Below are 20,284 nucleotides of genomic sequence, written 5' to 3'. Positions count from 1 at the left end.
CGGAGGCGGTCCAGCGCCGGGGGGCGCCGGACCGAGGGGATGCGACCGAGGGCGGTCGGCATCCCCAGGAGGTGCAGACAGCCACCCACCCGTGCCACAACCCGCACTGCACGTACCACGCGAGCGCGCCGTCGAGCCAACCGCCCGCGCGTAACCGCATGCCGAAGACCAAGTCGAGCAAGCGCAAGCATCTAATCACCAGCCGCTTCAACGACGACGAGAAGCAGTCCGTCCTCGACGCCGCCGCCGCGTGCGCCATGACGCCGTCCGGCTTCCTCGCCCACGCAGCACTCAGCGCCGCGCGCGACCTGACGCGCACGGCAGCCGAGATCGCCGGCGAACGCGAGATGCTCGCCGAACTGTTCAGCCTCCGGCGCCACCTCGGGCAGATCGGCAACAACGTCAACCAGGTTGCCAAGACGCTCAATTCAGGCGGAGACGCCCCGCACGCCGAAGCAGTCCTCTCCGCCGTACAACGTGCCGCTCGACGCGTGGACACCTTCACCCAGCACTACCTGGACAGCGAGCGTCCGGCTGCATGATCCCCAAAGTCCACGACATGGGCACGGACACCCGCGGCCTGGTGGCCTACCTGTACGGTCCCGGAAAGGCCGAGGAGCACATCGACCCGCACCTTGTCGCCGCCTGGGACAGCCAGCCGCCCGACCCCGGCCGCGATCCGACGGCAACGTACGGCGACCTGCAGCGCCTACTCGACCAGCCCGTCATGGCGCTGCCCGAGAGCGCCAGGCCCGCCGAGCACGTATGGCATCTGTCCGTACGCGCCGCGCCCGAGGATCCGATCCTCACCGACGAGCAGTGGGCCGACATCGCCCGCCGCATGGTCGCCGCCACCGGCATCGCTTCCGAAGGCGACGAAGCCGCCTGCCGCTGGGCGGCCGTCCGGCACGCCGACGATCACATCCACATCGTCGCCACCGTCGTACGCGAGGACGGCCGCCAGGCCCGCATCCGCCAGGACGGCGCCCGCTCCCAGACCGAAGCCCGGAAGGTCGAAATCGACTACGGCCTACGCCGGTTGAACGTCGGCGACGGAACCGCCGCCAAGCGCCCCACCAGCGCCGAACGCCACAAGGCGAACCGCCAGGGCAAGGAACGCACCCCACGCGAAGAGCTGCGCGAGACCGTGCGCCGCGCCGCAGCCGGAGTCGCCAACGAGGAGGAGTTCTTCGACCGCCTGGCCGCCGCCGGCCTCCTGATCCGCCGGCGCACCGCACCCTCCGGCGACCTGCTCGGGTACAAGGTCGCGTTGCCGGACGACCGCAACGAGGACCAGGAGCCGATCTACTATTCCGGCTCCACCCTCGCGCCCGACCTCTCCCTGCCCCGCATCCGCAAGCGGTGGGCCGCCGACGCGTCCGGTCGCCACAGCGACACCGACAAGGACCGCTCCTCCGACTCGCCCCGTATCAGCCCGTCGGCCGCTCGGCGGCAGGCGACGACAGCGGTCTGGCAGGCCGTGCTGATACTCGACCAGGGCGACGATGGACAGATCGCCGCGCACCTCGCCGCAGCCGGCGAGGTCCTCGACGCGCTCGCCAAGACCTCGGCCGCGCACACCCGCCGTGAACTGCGAGATGCCGCCTGGGCGTTCGAGCGGGCGACCCGCTCCCACGTCCAGGCCGAGCGAGGCCACGACCGTGCCCTGCGTCAGGCTGCCCGCGATCTCGTCTACGGCGGTCCCGCCCTCGGCCGCGGGGAGGACGGTGCCACCACCGCCATGCTCATCGACATGGCGTTCTTCCTGGTCAGCGCCGCCGCCCACTGGCACGGGAAGAAGGAGCACGCCCAGCAGGCCGCTGCTGCCCGACAGGCCGCCGACCACCTGCGTGCCGCCTACCAGGCCGCCGCGCCGCTGCACCTCGGCGTGATGCACCAGCGCGGTCGCCGCCTGTCCCAGCCCCTCCAGCGCAAGCAGGCCGCCTATCTCCGACAGGCGGTGCCGGAGCTGGCCGGGCAGGTCCTGGCCGAGCCCGGCTGGTACGCCCTGGCCGCTACCCTCGTCGACGTCGAGAACGCCGGCCACGACCCCGCCGCGCTCTTGGCGGAAGCCGTGGAGCGGCGCGAGCTGGAGACCGCAGATTCGATCAGTGACGTGCTGGTATGGCGGCTGCGGCGCATGGCGGATCTGCCTGCGGACGCCTTGACTGGGCCGGAGAGCGGTACGGCAAAGGCCGCATCGAAGGGACAGTCGCGGAAGCAGGCGACGCCACCGTCGCAGAACGCCTCGGTCAAGTGGAGCGGCACGAGAGAACCGCGGCGCTGAGCAACGCGGTTGCCGCACCGAGGTGGACTCCGCGACGACCACGGTGACGCCTGCGGTGCACAGAATGATAGTGCGCGCCTCCGGCACCCGGCGATCTCGTAGTTCAGGCTGCGGCTCGCGGGTGCCGGAGCACCGGCAGCCGGTCGAGTGCTCCATGATCGGCGACTCCCGCCAGTACGCGCCGCTCAGCTGCGTCGGTAACGTTGAAGAACCTGTGACTCGCATGCTCGGGGCAAACACCCGTCCGTCCAAAACGGCACATGCCGCAACCGATCTGGAATGAGGAGCAGGCGACCCCCGCCCCACTCACAGGTGCTGCGCCGAAGCCCTCCGGCGCGTCGTCCGCCTTCAACATTTCTAGAGTTGCAGCAGGTCAGAGGATTGCGGCACTCTCCTCGTGCAGGCGAGACAAGAGAGATGGAGACGGCATGTTCCGACGCAACCGTGCGGACCGAGAATTTCGTGATGCCCAGCGGGCCGACCAGGCAGTGCTGGCGATGCACACCGAGTTGCCGCTGCCGGAGTGGGCCGACTCCCACGCAACGCCGGCACCTGCCGCGCCGGATTCCACGGTGGTGCCCGACTTCCTGCCGGCGGACTTCCGTGCGCCGTCCCGCCAGGACGTCTCGGGGTTCATGATGCGCTGGGACCTGCCGCTCGTCGTTGACGGCGAAGTCCACGAGTGCCACTGCGGCGCGTACCGGAACTGGATCGTCTTCAACATGCGTGACGACTCGGTATGGCTGCGCTGCGAGGCTGGCCACGAGGCAAAGGAGTCCCGTCTGGACACCGCCTGGTACAACCGCAACTCCGGTCCGGTCGACCACTTCCACCCCACCCTGGACGAGGGCCTGCGCCACCTCGGCCGCTAAAGTCCCGAAACCCCTTCCCGCACTCCCTGCCTTCGTCGGCACCCCGGAGGGCCGACCTGGTCAGACCGTCCAACTCGCATCACAAGGGGTTTTCGCATGCGCCGTTCCACCACCATCTTGGCCCTGAGCGCCCTCTCCATCCTCGCCCTGACGGGCTGCTCCCGCAGTACCAAGCCCACCGACCTCTCGGCCGCGTCTTCCACACCCGCGCACCGGGGCGGTCCCAGCGCCTCCGCGTCCGCGACGTTCTCGTCAGCCGCGCTGAACGAGCGGCTGCTGAACGAGAGCGACCTGGGCGAGGGCTACACCCGCAAACCCCAGACCGCTGACCGGCACAACGACGTCACCGTTATCGGCTGCCCAGCGCTGGAGAAGCTCGGCAGCGACGCGGCCACGGGAGCCACCCTCGACTTCACCCGCAAGGCGAAGGCGTCCTTCACTTACGCCGGCAGCACCAGCTCCGAGGTGAGCGAGGAGCTGTACAGCGATAGCGCGACGAAACTGTCCAACCGGATCGGGAAGGTCTTCAACGCGATGGTCTCCTGCCCGTCCTACCGGGTAATTTCAGGGAGCACCACCATCGACATGGGCACGCAGAAGACAGCCGTGCCGGACCTCGGCGACGAGCAGTGGAGTCAGCTGCTCACCTACTCCGCCGGCGGGCAGCGCAGCGTCGTCAAGCAGACGGCGATCCGATCCGGCAACATCCTGGTGATCGTCTCCGGCTCGCCGGACCTGGTGGACGCCCATCTGGACGAAGCGGTCGCCAAGACCCGCACCGCACGCTGACCCGCCCGCTGGAGTCACATGGCCCTGATCGGCGCTCTGAACAGAGCCGCGGCCTCAGCCCCGGCCCGCGCATCCCCCCGCCAGGGTTCCCCCCTTCCCAAGGAGTAGCCGGCGGGCCTCCTGCCGTCCGGCTCAGCAAGGCTGCGGGCCATGCGCAATTTCGGGTGCGCTGCTTGCGGCGGCTGCGGGATCGTTGCGCCATGAGTATCTCCGCTGAGCAGCGCAACGAGAAGGCGTACCAAGGCCTGCAGGAACTGACCGAGCTGTTGAAGCTGGACACGGGACTCCACGCGCCCCCCTCCAAGGACAGCCGGCCGTTCACGATCGGGTGGGGGCTGGTCGCCGCGCTTCACCGCCAGGCGTGCGCCGTCGTCCTCCTTCACCGCAACGGGCTGGGTCACGAGGCTGCCCCGAACCGCCGTCTGATGATCGAGTACATGGCTCAGCTCCAGTGGCTGACCCGGGATGGCGAGGACGCCGTGGACTCGATGAACAAGGCGTTCCAGTACAGCCACGGCAAGCTGCGCAAGGCCGTCGACACGGGCGGTGTGTTCACGTACGAGGACGAGGTGGCTGCCGCAGCCGACGTCGTGGCGGCGGCGGTCATCCCGCCGAACTCCGCGAACGAGTTCAACCTTACGACCAAGCTCCTGGGGCGCCTCGGAAGCGGGCTGCCCGAGATCTGGACCAGCGAGACGCAGCACTCCCACTCCGGAATCGCCGCAGCGCGCGTCTTCTTCGACGACAGTTGGGAAGGAGCCGTCCAGCTCTACGACTGCCCGCACTACGGCGATGCGCCCAACCCGGACGAACTGTCTCCGTTCATGGCATTCATGCTGCTGTACTTGGGGATGGAGGCATTCAACGACCTCATGGTCGGCGCTCCGTGGACGGACGAGCTCCAGCGCATTGGCCAGACGGCTGGGCTCTTGGAGTCGGCGGCGGACGAATTGTCGACCTGAGGGGCCCTGCAGTCGAAGGTGATGCCGGCTGAGGTCATTTGACCCACTGCGGCCAAAGCACTTGCCGCTGCAAAATGGCCACCTCGACTCTTCTCGAAACCCCGTAGCCTGGCCTTTTCTGCCATACAGGGAGGGGAGTTGGGGCGTGAGCGAAACCAACGAGAAGTGGCGGCCGACGGAGCACGGCGCCAACATCGGGCACACGTCGGCGTGGATGGCGCACCGCAAGGTGGCCCTCGACATTCACCGGATGATCAGCGAGGACGACTCCGACCGCACCATCATCGACGCCCCGTACACGGTGATGGCCCTCCGGCATGTGCTCCGCGGCGTCGATATGACGCGACAGCATGTGAAGAGCGAAGCCGCCAAGGAGCTGCTCGCGGAGGCCCTCACCGTCTTTGATGAGACCGTGCCGGGGGGCAAAGACGCCCGCGACGTGATCGAGCACTTCGATGAGTACGGCATGGGCATCGGCAACCTCCAGCAGCCGGACATACGCAGGAAGCACAGAGAGCCGGACGACGACCTGGCCGAGCAGTTCAACCACAGACTCGAATGGGAGCTGGTCGACGGCCAGCGCCGGCCGATGTACAGGGCGGGGCCGTTCAGGATCGACCTCGTGGCGGCCGAGGACGCGGCCTTCCGGCTCGTGTGCGACGCGTACGAGGCCCTGCTCCTGGACGAGGGCAACCTGGTGCAGCGTGGCTGGACGTATGAGTTCCAGCGCGGCTCGCTTCGCATGTGAGCGACCAGTTCAGGACTTCCGTAGCTCACCAGCCCTTGGATGCCCTCGATGAGACTCACCCTCACCCCATGGCCGGATCGACTTCGGCGCCCCGCCTGGCATCGCTGAGCCGTGCCAGACTCGGCTCACGACCGCATCCGCTCCCGGCGCGGGCCGCGGCGCGGCGGCCTGCCAAGCTCCATGGCGACAAGGGGTACGACTACGACGGACTGCGCAAGTGGCTGCGCTCACGGAACATCACCCCGCGCATCGCCCGCAAGGGCATCGAGTCCTCCCAGCGGCTAGACCGTCACCGATGGACCGTGGAACGGACGGTGGCCTGGCTTGCCGGGTGCCGTCGTCTGCACCGCCGCTACGAGCGCAAGGCCGAACACTTCCTCGCCTTCGCCGGTATCGCTGCCGCGCTCATCGGCTACCGGCGTCTGGGTGCGTGAGCTGGTTCATACGGCTCCGATGAACCCCGGGTCGGTGCCGTCGAACTGCAGGCACGAGTCGCGGCTCTGCCTCAGGAGTTCCGCCATGGGCACCGCACGGCGACTGGTCGCCGGCAGGTCCTGGCGGGCTTCGGCCGACCACACCGGCGGGAAGAACGACAATCCCTGCCGGCCGTTCAGCCCGGAGACCTCAGTGCGCCAGCCGTCCCACCGCAGACCTTCGTAGAACTCCTGGAGCCCTCCGGAGAGAGTCCAGGACAGCCAGGCCGAGTGCCCGGCGCCTAGCGTTTCCCAGCCAAGGGAATCGGGAGCGAAGTAGACGATCTCGCCCGGCTCGCCGGGCCGACCGGCCTCACGGGGGTTGCCCCCGTTGAGGGCGAAGACCCCGCCCAGCACATCGTGCGCAACCACGAGCCCGGCTCCCGGCCGCCAGGCTGGATCGAACGTCGAGGGCATCGCGTTGATCTCTGCCAGGCCCGGCAACCGCTCGGCGTCGGGGCCACCCGGGCTTCCGAAGATCCGCAACCAGCCACTGTCGACGAGCAGACCGCCGCAATTCAGCACGATCCCGCCTAGATTCGATCGGGCTGAGACCTGGAGCTGCAACAGGGACGCGTGGCCTGTCTCGGCGTCGCAGGGCAACACCTCAACTGGTACGTCAGTGCTGGACAGCTCCTGGAGAAGGATCGGCCAGGCTGGATCATCGACGTTGAGCAGCTCATTGACCTCGCGCATCCCCGCATCGTCGCACCAGCACTGAGAGCGCAGTCCGCCAGGGCACCTTCACCTCGCTCCACCAAACGAGACGATCTCTAAGACGGAGACGCTCTTCTGGGGTGCCGCCCCGTCCAGCCGTAGAGTCCCGCCATGACGAAAACCGTGTACCACTTCACCACGCCCGGTAACTGGGAGAAGATCCTCAAGGACGGGCATCTCGAACCGTTGTGGGACTACGGCGGGGCCGTGTCGGCGATCGTGCACGTGACAGACTCCCCGGACTGCTCCACGCTTCCACAGCACCACGAGGCCGGGCGAACTATCCGGTTCGAGGTCTTGCTTCCGGAGCAGGACGTCCACCAGTGGCACACGTGGGGAAAGGACAGAGGGCTCCCACCCGAGGCGTTCCGCTCCCTCGGTATCCCCGTCTGGACGCCCGACGACCCTTCATACCTCACGGAGACGAACCGGGAGAGCCACCGGTGGTATGTAGTCGAGCGGCGGATTCCCAGCCCGGAATGGGTCCAGGTGACGGACACCGAAGCCGACTCTGTCATCTGGCCACTGGCGTAGGGCTGATCGTTTCCTCGGTGAATCCAGTCACCGCCGGGGTGCGCCAGCCCGTTCGCCTATAGAGCTGGGCTCGTCGTGTCCACTATTAACGATTCGAAATTTGGTGAACGCGTTACTCAGGCAGCCGAAGGGGGCCAGAACCGTGCTTCCAGGTCGGCGAAGAAGCGTCGAATGAATGTAAGATCGTTCTTTGCTTCGAGTATCTCCCTTCCACCAAAGCGGAAGACCTCGTAGCCCTTCAGCCGGAGAGCCCGGTCCTCAGCGACCATCTCGGAGTAGAGGTCGGCCGCGACCTCCCAATTACCTGACCCAGGGGGAACCTCCCGGGCGTAGTGGTGCTTGCCGTCTACCTCGATCACGATCCGGACTCCACCGGGCAGCAGAAGCAGGAAGTCCATACGCTCGCGGGCGAGCCGTCGAGGCTTGTTGAGCGCTCGGCGCTGCCTCTCGGTGAGCGGGTCGAAGTGCAGGTATACCTGCGGCAGCAGAGCCGGTTGCTGCCTAGCGTTGGGCCCGGCATATCGACTGCCGAAGGCGTGAAAGACGTAACGCTCAGCGTCCGAGGCCAGAGATGCTTTCAGTTGCTCATACAGCGACCGGGCAACCGTGCGGTCGTCTGCCTCGCCCATGCGATTCCGTTCGCGCCACCAGTCGACGAGTTGCCCCCACGTCAGTCCGTCCTCGGTCAGGGGCCGGTCGTAGATCAGACAGTTGTCTTCGTGCTCCACAATTTCGATCGCGCCGTCGATGACCTGGCTCATCACGATCGCGGGCTTGGGGCCGGTGGAGGCGAAGATAATGTTGCGCGGCTCCCCATTGACTCCGCGGAATCCGTGGGCCTCTGCCTCGGCAACGTCGAGCTCGTCCAGAGCGAGCCACACCGGCGAGAACAGCGTGTTGAGGTAGCCACGGCGCGCTGCCCAGCCGCCTCCCCCGCTCATGCCCTGGGCGCTCCAGTAGCCGTGAAACCCCCGGAAGTCCCGGAAAGGCGGGTTGAACGGTATGCCGAGCCGGCGGAGTATTGCCTTCAAGCACCTGATCGCCGCGGCGATCTCCTCCTCGTCCAGCCTATGTCCGCTGTCGGTGCCGCAGTGCTCCAGCTCCGTGTGTACCAGCGTGGCCAGGCCGTCAGCCGCATCACAGTCCGAGGTACCTTCCAGGGCACCCCTGCGTAGGCGCTCCACGAGCTCGATCTCGAACTCATTGACCGTCAGGGGCTCGCCCCAGCCGCCAGTACCGGTGACGACCGTTCGGAAGAAGTCGCTGGCCTTCATAGTCCAAGGCTACTGACGGTCGCTGACAGCGCCGGGCCTGATCGCCCCCGCCCCAGCCCGCCCGGTGGAGCCGATGCGGTGCATCGTCAGCAGCCGGCAGCGGATCGCGGACGACGCGCTGCCGACCGCCGCGAAGACCGGCGCCGCGTACTCCGGGTTCCGCCTGGCCCGTCTGGAGGCGCTGGAGAAGGCGCGGACGAGGCGATCTGCTCAACCAGCACGGCAACGTCGCCGAGACTGGCGGCGCCGCCGTGTTCGCCGTACGGCACGGCCGAATCACCACGCCGCCGCTCACGGACGGCATCCTGCCCAGCATCACCCGCGCCACCGTGCTGGACCTGGCGGAGCGTCTCGGTATCCCGGCCGCCGAGCACCCCCTGACCCCCGGCGACCTGCACGGCGCCGACGAGGTCTTCGTCACCGGCACCCTGGACGAGGCCCGCATCGTCGGCCAGATCGACGGCCACCGCCCCCGCCACCGTGACCACCCGATCGGCAGCGCGCTGCGCGAGGAGTACCTGGCGATGTGCACCGGCACCCGGCCCGCCCTCGACTCCTCCTTCCTGGAGGTGCTCGCGTGACGGCCCCGAAGGCTGTGCTGTTCGACATCGGGATGACCTTCATCCACCCCAGCGGACAGGTGATGAGCGAGGAACTCGCCGCCGTCGGCGTACCCGGCGTGGGAGTGAAGACCGCCGAAGCAGCGCTGGCCACCGCCGCCGAGGCCCACCACCTCGACTTCCCGCAGGGCCTGAGCCGGCCGGAGAAGGTCGGCGCCGCGCGGGGACAGCTGCTGCGCGTCGGAGCGGAGACCGGCCGCCGCGCCTGGCGGCGCTGCACCGACCGCGCCGATCTGTACCGCGACCTCGACCCGGACGCGGTCCCGGTGCTCCGCGAGACCTGCGGGCGGGGCCTGGCAGTGGCGGCGGTCTCCAACTCGGACGGCACCCTCACGGAAGAACTCGCCCGATTCGGCCTGCTCGACTTCTTCACCGCGGTCGTGGACTCCACCCTCACCGGAGTCGAGAAGCCAGACCCCGGGGTCTTCGCCTCCGCCCTCGGCCAGCTCGGCTGCGCGCCCGCGGACGCGCTGTTCGTCGGGGATGGGCTGATCAACGACATCTTCGGCGCGCTGCGGGCCGGCATCACCTCCACCGTCCTCTACGACCGCCACCAGGTGTACCGAGAACTGCCCGTCCCGGTGATCACCGCCCTGCCTCAGCTCCTGGACCACCTGCCCGCCCGCCTGAGCAACTTCCGCAACGAGGGGAGAGGTACAGCATGCATGTCGGTTTAGTCAGCACCACCTACCGCCCACGGCGCGGCGGTATGGAGACCCATGTCACCACCCTCGCCGAACACCTCACTGCAGCCGGCCACGAGGTGACCGTCCTCACCAACCGCGATTCGCCGGACCAGCCCGCCGCCACTTGGGAAGGTGGGGTGCGGGTACTGCGCGGCGGCGCGCTGCTGCAGCCGCCGGACCCCAACGCGGTGCCGTGGGAGCGTGGCTTGTTCGCCGCCCTGGACGACTTCGCCCCCCTCGCTGACGCGCAAGTGGACGTCATCCACACCCGCACCCAGGCCGCGTTGCTACTGACGCACATGTCCGGCCTCGCCCAGACGGCGCCCGTCGTCGCTTCCTTCCATGAGACCCGGCCCGAGACGGAGCCGGGCGGGTGGCCCCGCTCCCGCTTCGTAGCCCGGACCTGCACGCCCACGCTGGTCCTCGCCGGCAGCCGGGTTTTCGCCCGGCAGGCCGAGGGCTTCGGGTACCCCGCCGAGTGCATCCGCACCGTTCATCTCGGCGTACGCCACCGGCCGCGCGTCCACGACCGCCGGGTGGCCCGGCACTTCCTCGCGCAGGCCGCGGGCGTGCCCACCGACGGCCTCCTGATCGCCCTCACCGGCCGCTACACGCCCCGCAAGGCCCAGCACCGGCTCCTGGACGCCGTAGAGCTGATGGCCACCCGCGCCGACTGCCGGGGGGTCCTGTTCGGCTCCACCAACGGCTCCGACGCCGCCTACCTCCGGTACATCACCGAACGCGCCGCCCGGCACGGCGACCGGGTCACCCTCCTGACCGACCGGAGTGACGAGGTACGCGACCTGCTTGCCGAGGCCACTGATCTGGTCACCCAGCCCAGTACCGCCGAAGGGCTCGGGCTCGCCGGTATCGAGTTCATGCAGCACGGCGCCCCTGCCGTCGTCAGCGACATCGACGGGCTCAACGAGGTGGTCACCCCCAACACCTGCCGACTCGTCGACACCACCGACCCGGCCGCGTACGCCGCCGCGCTGGACGTACTTTCCGCCCTCCCCACCCTGGGGGGCCACACCGGCCGGGCCGCCGCCGACCGCGCCACCCGCAACTTAGGCATGGCCCGCTGCGTCGCCGACACCGTCTCCGCATACCGCGAGGCGATCAACGCCGTTCGCCCCCTCGTCGGAGTGGCTCGTGTCTGAGCAGCGGCTGCCCACCCTCGGAGTCTGGGGCCCCGCCCCGCGCAACAAGAGCGGCGTCGCCGGGTACATCACCCAGTCCCTGCCCCACCTCGCGCGGTACTTCACCACCCGCCGGATCGCCGGTCCCGGCATCGACCCGGCCGCCTTCGACCACGTCCTCTACCACCTGGGCAACAACACCCTCCACCACCGCGCCTTCCGCGCGCTGGCCGCCCGGCCCGGCACGATCCTGCTCCACGAGTACAACAACCTCGACTACTACTACGGGGCGTGGGACCAGCTGCCCGCCGCCGAGCAGCAGGCCACCCTGAGCCGGATCTCCACCGCGGTCGGCACCCGCCTGAAGACCAGGTCGGCCATGGAGCGGTACTTCACCCACCACCCGCACGTCGACCGATGCGGAAGCGACTGCGTCGACTACATCTGACGTGATGCCGAGATCACCGCGCGAGTGAGAGTGGAACAGAACAGCCTGGCAACGGCGCTCCCGACAGTGTCGCCGCAGGAATGACGTGCGGGAGAGTGCCTATTCGGGACGTGGATCCTCGGTTCGCGGGCGGGGCCGCTTCCATGCCCTTTACCCGGGTACGGCGAAGGCCCGGTGGTTCCGCCCCCGAGGGGACTGCGGAACCACCGGGCCAGCGGGGGCGGACCCCATCCATCCCGTTCTTGGATCGCCCACGATCGTCGTCAGCTGCGGTAGACGACGGTGAGGCGGTCCTCCGCCCCTTCGGGCAACTGTCGGCGTGGCACCGGGGCAGGTGCAGCAAGCGAGGAGGCGAAGGCGGCCACCAGCTCGTGTGGCGCGCTCGCACTGAAGGTCGCACACCACAGGTACGGCGCTCCCAGCACGGGCTCCGCCCATGCCTGCCACCCAAGAAGGTCGTCCCGGGGGTCGGCGTCGTGGATGAGCGGCGGAAGCATCTCGAGCGAGACACTGGCGGAGAAGCCGGGGTCCGTCGCGGTCGTGCGGGGGCGGTCCATGTCGCGCAGCCAGCCCCGCGCGCCGAGCGCGCGGAGCACCGATTCGGCGCCCTCGAACCCGGCATCGGGGGTGGCACAGGCGTCGAGTGCGAGCAGGAGGTCAGCGAGGGCCTCGTGCGGGACGCCGGCGGTGAAGTATGCGTTCCATTCGGTCAGCGCCGAGGCGGCGTGGGGACGCGCCGAAAGCTGCCAGGCCACCGGGAGTCCGCCCAACTCGAACGGGTAGGCGGCGAGGATCCACTCGGCGCCCCGCAGTCCGTCCGGGCTCACGTAGAGCAGGGTGTTGCGGGAGGTCGGCCACATGCGCCAGCCGAGGCCGGTCAGGGTGTCGCCGATCCGTTCGGCAAGCGCTCCGTCATCGCCGGCCAGGTGGCGCGGGGTGACCCAGTACAGCGGGTCCGGCGGGCCGGGGTGGGAAGGCTCGATGGGGTGGTGCGGGTGCAGGGGCGCCTCCGTAAGTTCGGGGATGGATCACTGGCCGGTGTTCGGCCCGGTCGCGCCGCGTCGGCGGCGTCGGGGTGCCTCGACCGGCTCCTGCCAGGTCAGAGCCACAGCCACCGCGGGCGGCAGAGGGCCGCACTGCTCCGCTCCCTCGGACTCAGCGATGTAGACCATCGGCAGGTCGCGCTCGTCGACCGCCTTGTGGACAGCGCCCAGGCGGTGGGCCATGGGGAAGAAGGGGTTGATGGCGAGCCGGACAGGTGTGTCGCGGTCGCAGGCAGACAGCAGGTCGAGGATCTCGCCGACGGTCATCTCGGGCGCGTGCGGGTCCAAGGCGTTCTCCTAGCGGTGGCGGACAGGGCCGCGAGAGCAGAGGCGGCGTACGCGTCGCGTACGAATGGAAGGGGTCTGTAGGTCACCGGGGCCGGGTGGGGGCCAGGATTCCGGCCACGGCAGCGGCGACGATCTCCGCCGGTGTGTCCGTTCCGAAGGCCATCCGGTACCCCGGCACATTCGTGGTGCCGGTGATGGCGATAGCCCAGCCCTCGCCGCTCACCCAGTCCTCGTCGGCGCCGCCGGGCCGGCCGTTCGGGAAGTAGCCGAGGTAGAAGCGGCCGTCGCGCGAGCTGACGTGCACGTCGCCCCGGTCGTCCACGACGTGAGTGAAATCGGCGTCCTTGAACTGGTCGAGCACCTCCATCGGCTGGCCGGCGCCCAGCTTCCAGGAGCGGAGCCGTGGGGCCGCGACCGTGGTGGCGAATCCAGGTTGCGCCGCGTTCAAAGCCATAGCATCACCTCTCTGACCTGGTGCTTTTACGGGGAGGTCGTTCAGGTTGACATGCCGTGGCAGCGTCCACCAGTCCTCTGGGCGATTTTCCCTGTCTGCCATCGGCGAATATCGTTCGTCATCCAATAGATACGTTTGGCGGCAAACACAGCCGCCTGGGCTATCTGACAGGGAATCTAGTCGCGTGGGTGACCAGCCTCGATCCCGATAGCCTGGAGACCGAAGCGTAGGGGCACGGGGGGATGATGGTTCGAGCACTTCTGCTCGGGGTTGGGGCCTTTGAGGGCGTGGTCGACGGCGAGTGGAACCCCATGTCGGAGGGGTTCCGTCCGCTGCCGGCGGTTGAACCGCAGGTGCGTGAACTCGCCTCGGTGCTTTCGCGCTTCGACGGCCTGCACGTCGGTGAACCGGTGATCGACGCGGATCGAGTTAGCGTTGAGGAGAGCTGGCGGCAACTGCGGCACGATTCGGCGGGCCGGCCTCGTATCGTTCACTTTGCTGGCCACGGGGCTCTTCGTCGCCGGGTCTTGTACTTGCCCGTGCACGACAGCCGTCCAACCGACCTCCCGGAGTCGGCGATTGATGTAGGTCGATGGCTGAACGAGGTCGAGCACGGGTCCAACCAGTCTCCTGTGCTGTTCCTGCTCGATGTTTGTGGTGCAGGGGCCGCGACGGACTATCAGCTGTTCCAGGACGTTCCCGAGGGCGATCGTAGGACCTGGGTGATTGCAGCCTGCACGGCGGACGAGAGCGCCTTTGACGCGCGGTTCACCAAGGCCGCGACCCAAGCGTTTGAGCGGCTCCGCTTGGGCCACTGGGATATTTCTCCGGCTTTGTCCCACGTGCCGGTGGAGGCTGTCGCCGACGAGATCGCACGGGAGCTGGTCCGCCTCGGCGAGGGATATCCGCAGACCGTGGTGCACTCGCCGCGCCGGGCCGCCTCGTTGCCGGTACCGGAGTTCTTCGCCAACCCGGCGTTTAGCACAGACGGCTGGCAACGTCTTCGGAGTCGAATGCGTTTTGCAGTCCGGGAACTAGCGACGGAGTTCGACCCCGGTCTGGACCCCGTCCACTTCCTCACCCGGGCGTCCGGCCGCCTGGACGATGCCGCTGCGATCATGGGCTGCCTGTTCACTGGGCGGACCCGTGAGCTGACCCGGATACGCTCCTGGCTGGCGAGCGACGAACCCCTGTTGCTGGTCGCCGGAAGCCCTGGGGTCGGAAAGTCGGCGCTGCTGGGGGTAACGGTTTTCCTGTCGCACAACCAGCTTGCCGAGCTGAGCGCCGGGCTGGTTGGCCGCATTCCTGCTCAGTTCCGCCCGGAGCGTCGGTACCCGACTCTTGTCGCTGTCCATGCCCGGCACCGGAGCATGGCCGAGGTGATCGCTTCGATCATGGCGCAACTGATCCCCGAGGATACGGAGCCGGACGATGCTAGCAGTGAGCCAGTTCTCGACCAGCTCAAACGCATCGCCCAGGACCTACCAGAACCGGTCATACTCATCCTCGATGCCGTTGACGAAGCCCTGGAGAGCGACGGCATCGCCCGCGATCTGCTACCCGAGCTCCTGCGCACGCCCCGCCCCGACGGTCGCCCCGCCTTCCGAGCACTCGTAGGAATGCGCCCGCCGCCGGCGGACAGCCACCGGTTCTGGCTAGAGCTCGGCGCCCGCGGGAGGGTGCTTAACCTGGACACCTCTTCCAATGTCGAGGACCTTACGAACGACCTCACGACCTACATCGCCGACATCCTGTACAGCGCACCCGGCTACAGCGACCAGGCCCTCCGCGAGTCCGTAGCCCGAGCGGTTGCCAGTCCGATCGCGCATACCCGCGGGCGCAGCACCTTCCTCGTCGCAGCACTCTTCGCCGACTTCCTGCGGGCCGGCGTGCCCCTGCAACCTGCCGAGGCGGTCGCTCGGCTGCCGCAGACGCTGCCGCACCTGCTCGAACTGCATTTGCGGACCACGCTGGACGGTGACCCGTGGATGCGGCACGTAATGGTGGGGCTGGCACAAGCGCGGGGTCAGGGTATGCCACTGGAGCTTGTGGCGGCAGCGGCCACCGCTTCCGCCATGGCCGCAGGTCAGGGGTTTCGCCCCCTGACACTGGGTGAAGCCCGCGAGAAGCTGGCCACCGCCCGTTTCTATCTACGGACGAACATCGACTCGGACGGGCGTCAGCTCTACCGGTTCTTCCACGAGACGATCACCGAGCACTTCCGTGACGCCGGGGCCGAACTCGACGGGCTCGCCGACAAGCTCTTCCACGAGCTACTGTCGACCGTCCCCGGATGGTGGGGTGCTGAGGGGCCTCGGTGGGACCTCGCTGCCCCCTATCTGCTACGACACCTTATGGATCATGCCGCCGCTGTGCCGGGCGCATCCGCAGTCGACCTGTTGTTCCTGCACCCGGAGTACCTAGTCCGCGCCGATCACAACAGCATCTGGGGAGCCGTTCACAGAACACAAACGCCCACGGCGCGGCGAGCTGGAGCCGCGTACCAGAAGGCATTCGGTCGTGGCAGCCTCTTTGGACAGGACGGATTGCTGGAGACACGGCGTGCGAGGCTTCAGCAGAGCCTCGTGACCTACCGGGCGGCCGGACTGGCGCGCCACCTCCAAGACCAACAGGCGGTGCTCTGCACGCGCTGGAGTACGGGCTTGCCGGAGGAGTCCCTGCTGCACGTCTTCACCAAGGACGAGTTGGGCACCACGGTGTCGGCCCTGGCCCTGGGAGCTGCCCATCGACGGCTCTTCGCTGTGTTCGGCGGCACCGACGGCTCCCTCCAAGCGTGGGACATCACACCGAGCCGAACCGGCGCCGTCCCCAGGTATTCCTCGACGCAACGGACAGACAGACATGCCATCACTCACATGGTGATCGTGGATTTGGAGGAGCGGGCGGTCATTGCCTTGGTGACTGACCAAAACGTTCTGCGACTGCACGATCTCGCCACGGGTGCGATCGTTGCCGACGCGTACCTCGACGGTGCCGGGGTCTCTGCCCTGGCTGTCGCCGACAATGGGGACGAAACCTTCCTTGTAGTTGGTCGGGTCAATGGTGACATCAGCCGGATCGGCCTGCTGGATGAGTCGTTCGGTAAAACCCTCGACACCATCAACGCCGGGAACACCGCCATCTCCTCGCTAATCGCGGTGGAATCCGCGGACGGTTCCCTCGCGATCCACTATGTTTGCGCCGAACCTCAAGATGAAGCACCGAGGCTGCTGCACAAACTGGACGGGCGGCCCGTCTGCCTCACATCCGCCGGCGAATTGCAAGCAGTGCGAATCCAGCGCACCAACGCGCCGGCCCTGCTTCTGTCCCTCGCCGCCTACACCGCCAGCATGTACGCGGTCCGGGCGAACGGTGACACCGTCCAGGTCATCACACGCCCAGAGGACAGAAGGCTGGTGCTAGGGGATATCCGCCGCGTCAACCGCTTTCAGCTCGCGCTGACCGCCCATCGCGACGACAACATACGAGTGTGGGACCTCGACGTTTGCCCACGCTTCGGCCACGGCCAAAACCATTGGCACCCCGCCTCAATGCTCGGCACCATCCGGCTCGGCGGCTCGGAGATCGCCCTCAGCGCCGAACTCAGGTCCGGCACGATCAAGGCTTGGAACCTGAACACCGGCGCCGAGGAGCGCGAATTGACCGACCTGGGCAGGCTCAGTCATGCCACCACCGTGACGGCCAGCGACGCGTCCTACATCGTCACGGTGACCACGGAGAATGAGCTCGACACCTGGAATGTCCGTGAGGACGCCCTGGAATCGACGATCCGCCTCCCCGCCCCGGCTACCGCGTTGGCCGCCGTGCCGCACGGCGATTCGGTGTGGGCCGTGGTCGGCGATGCCGACGGCGGTATCCATGTCTGGGACACAATCAAAAAATCGACTTCCCACCTCCTCGCCAGCGTGGACGGGCCGGTCACAGAGCTGGTCGCAGGCGCCGTTGGCGGCGAGTCCCTCCTGATCAGCGTCCACAATGAACACAGGGTTTGTCTCTGGTCCCTGGCTGACAACACCCTGCGGCAAGCGATCACGCTGGACCGGATCGGCGCGATCGCGATGCAGGACAAGCGCCTTTTCGCTGCCGAACAATCATCGGACGACGATCAGGTGCGAGTCTGGGACCTGATGACAGCCTCGCTCGTGGGTACCGTCCCCGTGGCCGGGCCTCGGGTGATGGCTGTCAGCCAAGTGAACGGCAGGCCGGTACTCGTCGCCGCCGTCAACAAGGCCGAGGTACAGGCGTGGGATGTCGAATCCGGCGATCCCCTCGGACCGCCGACCCCAGTCCCCGATCGAGTACACACGATCGCCTCCTACGAGAACGGCGTGCTGGTCGGCAGCAAAGCCGGCCATGTCACCGCCCTCGGCTGGACCTGCTCCGCGACGGCCCAGGAGGTCCATCCGACGCGACCGAGCGTCCACGTCACCCACGTCCTGGCATGGTTGCCGGGCGAACTGCTATGTGGCGATGCCCGCGCAGACGGATGGGAGTTGCATACCGCCGACGAATGGGAGAGAGGACTGCCGCCGTCGTCCGGCCTGGTCTGCAACCACTCCATCACTGCGACGACTACCCAACTCCACGATGCTCTCGTCGACGTACTGACGCCCGACGGATTTGAGGTCGTGCGACTGGAGGCACACATGTACGAGATCAGCGAGGTCGACGGCGTGACCACCGGCGGTCCGTGGCAATTCCCGGCGTACTCCGTTCACTGTTACTCGGAGAAAGGATCAGAGCAGTGACGATCGTCGCAGTGCACGGTATTGGCAACCACCTGAACGGACGCTTGCCGGAACAGGCAGCCACCGAACTAGCAGGGCAGTGGCGACTCAAACTTCAGCACGGCTTCACAGCCGCCGGACTGGGCGCCTACCAACTCCCCGCCCTCCACGCCGCGTACTACGCTCATCACACCCGCGGCGGAGAGCGGCAGACTATCGTACCGGATGTGCTTGCCATTGACGAACGAGAACAGTCCGTGGTCATCGCCTGGGCGCTGGCTTTGGGTTCGCCCAGCCTCCAGGAACGGCAGGGACTGATTACTGCGCCGCTGCGGCAGGTCCTGTCCTGGGTTTCCCGACGCCGCAACATCCCCATCGGGACGGTCATCCGGCTCGCCGCCCAGCTGGCGGGCGAGGTCCACCGCTACCTCCACGTTCCGCAGATACGGGATGCCGCCCGATCCGCCGTGGCCGAGTCGATCCGCCGGGTGCGGCCCCGCGTGGTGCTGGCGCACTCCCTCGGCTCCGTCGTCGCGTACGAGGCCCTCCATGCACACCCCGAACTGACTGTTGACTGCTTCGTAACCCTGGGCTCTCCCTTGGGCCTGCCAGGCGGGATCTTTGATCACCTGATGCCCGCACCCATCGCCGGTCGGGGTGCCCGACCCGTCGGGGTCCAATACTGGGTGAACCTCGCCGACACCGGTGACCTTGTAGCAATTCCCCGTCGGCTCGGCAACCGATTCCCCGTTGACCAGCACGCCGATACCCCGATTGGCCGTATCGACTTCCACACCCTCGGCGCGTACTTGTCCTCCCCGCTCACCGCTGCAGCGATTGCTCCCTTCGTCCTCGACTCGACAACCTCGGACCAGATCGTGTGAGACTCTCGTCGGTCTGCGTGTTCAACGACGTAGCGTCGTGGGCAACGCTCCTGCATGCAGGAGCGTGCTCACCTCGCACGACTGGGTTCGCTGTCAAACGACTGTCTTGGATGTCAGAGGACGGCTCCTCCCTGTCATCCGTGGGATCTCGAACCTCGTGGCCGGATCTCACGGCCAAGGGCCACTCGCTGGCCGATCGGCCACGGGTCCGAGGCCGCTTCCGACGCAGGGGCGGACGCGCGGGCCGGCCACTGGCAACGACGCAGGCAGCGGAGCGGAACCCCAACCGCAGAGCACCACTGCGGAGGACCGTACCGCTGACTGCGCAAAGAGGGCACCGTATGTAGGCCACGCCGAGAAGGTCACCGGCCCGAAGCTCGCACAGTATCTTGGCTGCCCGGTGCAGGTACCGCTACCTCGGCGGAGTGCAGTCGGCGGTGCAGGTGGTCCAGATGCGGCGGTTGGCAGGAACGCCAAGTGCCACCGTCATTGCACAATTGGGTTTACGACTGTGCATTGAGGGCCTGAGAGAGGAGTGTGCTCACCCCCGCACGCGCGGGGAGCACGCTCGGCGACCTGCCTAGATTCGGAACGATAAGAAGCGCGGACCACCCCCGCGCGTGCGGGGAGCGCGCTACAGTGCTTGGGGTGACGACACATATAACTTGACGCATGCCTAGGCATTGAATGGGAGGCGTCGGGTTCATAGTTTGTCGCCAGCGAAAGAGCGGGGCCACGCCCGGCAAGACGTGACCCCGCAAGGACGGGTTCGTGCGACCCGGCCAGTTGACCGCATGTGCGGTCAGCGAAGGGTGACCAGGGACCAGCTATAGGCTATGGCGCCTCCTCCAGTCGCTGAACCAGTCGGCAACAGCTCGACCAGCCAGCGCTGACAGGAAGGTGATCAAGACCTTTGCTGGTCCCTTCTTTTTGTCGCGAGACTCCCCGTCGTCCATGTGTGCCTCCAATGCACCAATGCGAGTGGTATGGCCACGAACTCATGTGCTGATGCTTGGAGTTGCACGCGTCGGACGGAACCGACATCGCAGAGACGACGATATGTCGTGCCGCAAAGCCGGAAGCCACCTTCCCGAGAAGTCCGAAATCACACCCCTTCCCCCATGTGTAGCCAAAAGGGCCGTTGGATTGCGCGCCCAGCGCGCCGCAACGCGCGTACAGCGCGCATTGGAGAACCGAGGGCAGCCCCCAGTCCGGAAATCTTCACAAGCGGATGAATCACTTCCCCCTACTTTCGAATGTGCGTCCAGAAGGAGAGTGCGCGATGGTCCACTTGTAGTGCACATGGGTCAGTTGAAAA

At 67.6% G+C, this 20,284-nt stretch carries 17 protein-coding genes and 2 pseudogenes; 14 read left to right on the top strand and 5 right to left on the bottom strand.

What is annotated here, in order from left to right; all coding sequences use genetic code 11:
• Positions 1-158 precede the first annotated feature (158 nt).
• The 7 genes and pseudogenes from ACN6LM_RS01120 to ACN6LM_RS01090 form a co-directional block, all read left to right on the top strand.
• Positions 159-542, top strand: coding sequence for a plasmid mobilization protein (locus ACN6LM_RS01120; protein ID WP_445063341.1), 384 nt, complete (start codon positions 159-161; stop codon positions 540-542).
• Positions 539-2,287, top strand: coding sequence for a relaxase/mobilization nuclease domain-containing protein (locus ACN6LM_RS01115; protein ID WP_445063340.1), 1,749 nt, complete (start codon positions 539-541; stop codon positions 2,285-2,287). Before ACN6LM_RS01120 ends, ACN6LM_RS01115 begins: the two co-directional genes overlap by 4 nt.
• A gap of 428 nt (positions 2,288-2,715) precedes the next feature.
• Positions 2,716-3,159 carry a hypothetical protein gene (locus tag ACN6LM_RS01110; RefSeq protein WP_445063339.1) on the top strand — a complete coding sequence of 148 codons (444 nt, stop codon included), beginning with the start codon at positions 2,716-2,718 and terminating at the stop codon, positions 3,157-3,159.
• Positions 3,160-3,255: 96 nt separating this feature from the next.
• Complete coding sequence (locus ACN6LM_RS01105; protein WP_445063338.1) at positions 3,256-3,948, top strand: hypothetical protein; 693 nt, start codon at positions 3,256-3,258, stop codon at positions 3,946-3,948.
• A 200-nt stretch (positions 3,949-4,148) separates the two neighbouring features.
• Positions 4,149-4,910, top strand: a complete 762-nt coding sequence (locus tag ACN6LM_RS01100; protein ID WP_445063337.1) for a DUF5677 domain-containing protein — start codon at positions 4,149-4,151, stop codon at positions 4,908-4,910.
• Positions 4,911-5,055: 145 nt separating this feature from the next.
• Complete coding sequence (locus ACN6LM_RS01095) at positions 5,056-5,658, top strand: hypothetical protein (RefSeq protein WP_445063336.1); 603 nt, start codon at positions 5,056-5,058, stop codon at positions 5,656-5,658.
• A 161-nt stretch (positions 5,659-5,819) separates the two neighbouring features.
• Positions 5,820-6,092, top strand: a pseudogene (locus tag ACN6LM_RS01090) (transposase); the annotation flags it as partial.
• Positions 6,093-6,098: 6 nt separating this feature from the next.
• Here ACN6LM_RS01090 and ACN6LM_RS01085 read toward each other — a convergent pair.
• Entirely contained in the window at positions 6,099-6,827 is a 729-nt protein-coding gene (locus ACN6LM_RS01085) for a DUF2625 domain-containing protein (RefSeq protein WP_445063335.1), read from the bottom strand.
• Positions 6,828-6,959: 132 nt separating this feature from the next.
• Between ACN6LM_RS01085 and ACN6LM_RS01080 the strand changes: the two genes are divergently transcribed.
• Positions 6,960-7,382, top strand: coding sequence for a hypothetical protein (locus ACN6LM_RS01080; protein WP_445063334.1), 423 nt, complete (start codon positions 6,960-6,962; stop codon positions 7,380-7,382).
• 116 nt (positions 7,383-7,498) lie between these two features.
• On the opposite strand, the gene ACN6LM_RS01075 is transcribed toward ACN6LM_RS01080, so the two are convergent.
• On the bottom strand, positions 7,499-8,656 hold the full coding sequence (locus ACN6LM_RS01075) for a hypothetical protein (protein ID WP_445063333.1): 1,158 nt from the start codon (positions 8,654-8,656) through the stop codon (positions 7,499-7,501).
• Positions 8,657-8,850: 194 nt separating this feature from the next.
• Between ACN6LM_RS01075 and ACN6LM_RS01070 the strand changes: the two are divergent.
• The 4 genes and pseudogenes from ACN6LM_RS01070 to ACN6LM_RS01055 form a co-directional block, all read left to right on the top strand.
• A pseudogene (locus tag ACN6LM_RS01070) lies at positions 8,851-9,237 on the top strand (aminotransferase class IV); the annotation flags it as partial.
• The gene (locus tag ACN6LM_RS01065) at positions 9,234-9,953 is read left to right on the top strand and encodes an HAD family hydrolase (protein WP_445063332.1); all 720 of its coding nucleotides are present in this window, start codon (positions 9,234-9,236) and stop codon (positions 9,951-9,953) included. The pseudogene ACN6LM_RS01070 and the gene ACN6LM_RS01065, both read left to right, overlap by 4 nt.
• A complete protein-coding gene (locus tag ACN6LM_RS01060) occupies positions 9,938-11,122 on the top strand; it encodes a glycosyltransferase family 4 protein (RefSeq protein WP_445063331.1) in 1,185 nt (394 codons plus the stop codon). Before ACN6LM_RS01065 ends, ACN6LM_RS01060 begins: the two co-directional genes overlap by 16 nt.
• On the top strand, positions 11,115-11,549 hold the full coding sequence (locus ACN6LM_RS01055) for a hypothetical protein (protein WP_445063330.1): 435 nt from the start codon (positions 11,115-11,117) through the stop codon (positions 11,547-11,549). Before ACN6LM_RS01060 ends, ACN6LM_RS01055 begins: the two co-directional genes overlap by 8 nt.
• Before the next feature lie 263 nt (positions 11,550-11,812).
• On the opposite strand, the gene ACN6LM_RS01050 is transcribed toward ACN6LM_RS01055, so the two are convergent.
• The 3 genes from ACN6LM_RS01050 to ACN6LM_RS01040 all read right to left on the bottom strand — a co-directional run bounded on the left by ACN6LM_RS01050 (position 11,813) and on the right by ACN6LM_RS01040 (position 13,334).
• Positions 11,813-12,499 carry a DUF317 domain-containing protein gene (locus tag ACN6LM_RS01050; RefSeq protein ID WP_445063368.1) on the bottom strand — a complete coding sequence of 229 codons (687 nt, stop codon included), beginning with the start codon at positions 12,497-12,499 and terminating at the stop codon, positions 11,813-11,815.
• Positions 12,500-12,577: 78 nt separating this feature from the next.
• On the bottom strand, positions 12,578-12,859 hold the full coding sequence (locus ACN6LM_RS01045) for a hypothetical protein (RefSeq protein ID WP_445063367.1): 282 nt from the start codon (positions 12,857-12,859) through the stop codon (positions 12,578-12,580).
• Between the two features lie 103 nt (positions 12,860-12,962).
• Positions 12,963-13,334 carry a DUF317 domain-containing protein gene (locus tag ACN6LM_RS01040; protein ID WP_445063329.1) on the bottom strand — a complete coding sequence of 124 codons (372 nt, stop codon included), beginning with the start codon at positions 13,332-13,334 and terminating at the stop codon, positions 12,963-12,965.
• A 242-nt stretch (positions 13,335-13,576) separates the two neighbouring features.
• Here ACN6LM_RS01040 and ACN6LM_RS01035 point away from each other — a divergent pair, with 242 nt between their 5' ends.
• Together ACN6LM_RS01035 and ACN6LM_RS01030 are read left to right on the top strand one after the other, a co-directional pair.
• On the top strand, positions 13,577-18,103 hold the full coding sequence (locus ACN6LM_RS01035) for an AAA family ATPase (RefSeq protein WP_445063328.1): 4,527 nt from the start codon (positions 13,577-13,579) through the stop codon (positions 18,101-18,103).
• The gene (locus ACN6LM_RS01030; RefSeq protein ID WP_445063327.1) at positions 18,100-18,966 is read left to right on the top strand and encodes a serine peptidase; all 867 of its coding nucleotides are present in this window, start codon (positions 18,100-18,102) and stop codon (positions 18,964-18,966) included. The genes ACN6LM_RS01035 and ACN6LM_RS01030 overlap by 4 nt, the downstream gene beginning before the upstream one ends.
• Positions 18,967-20,284: the final 1,318 nt, after the last annotated feature.

It is taken from the genome of Streptomyces sp. SAS_281 (assembly GCF_052542855.1).
This window is presented reverse-complemented; position numbering and strand designations above follow the sequence as displayed.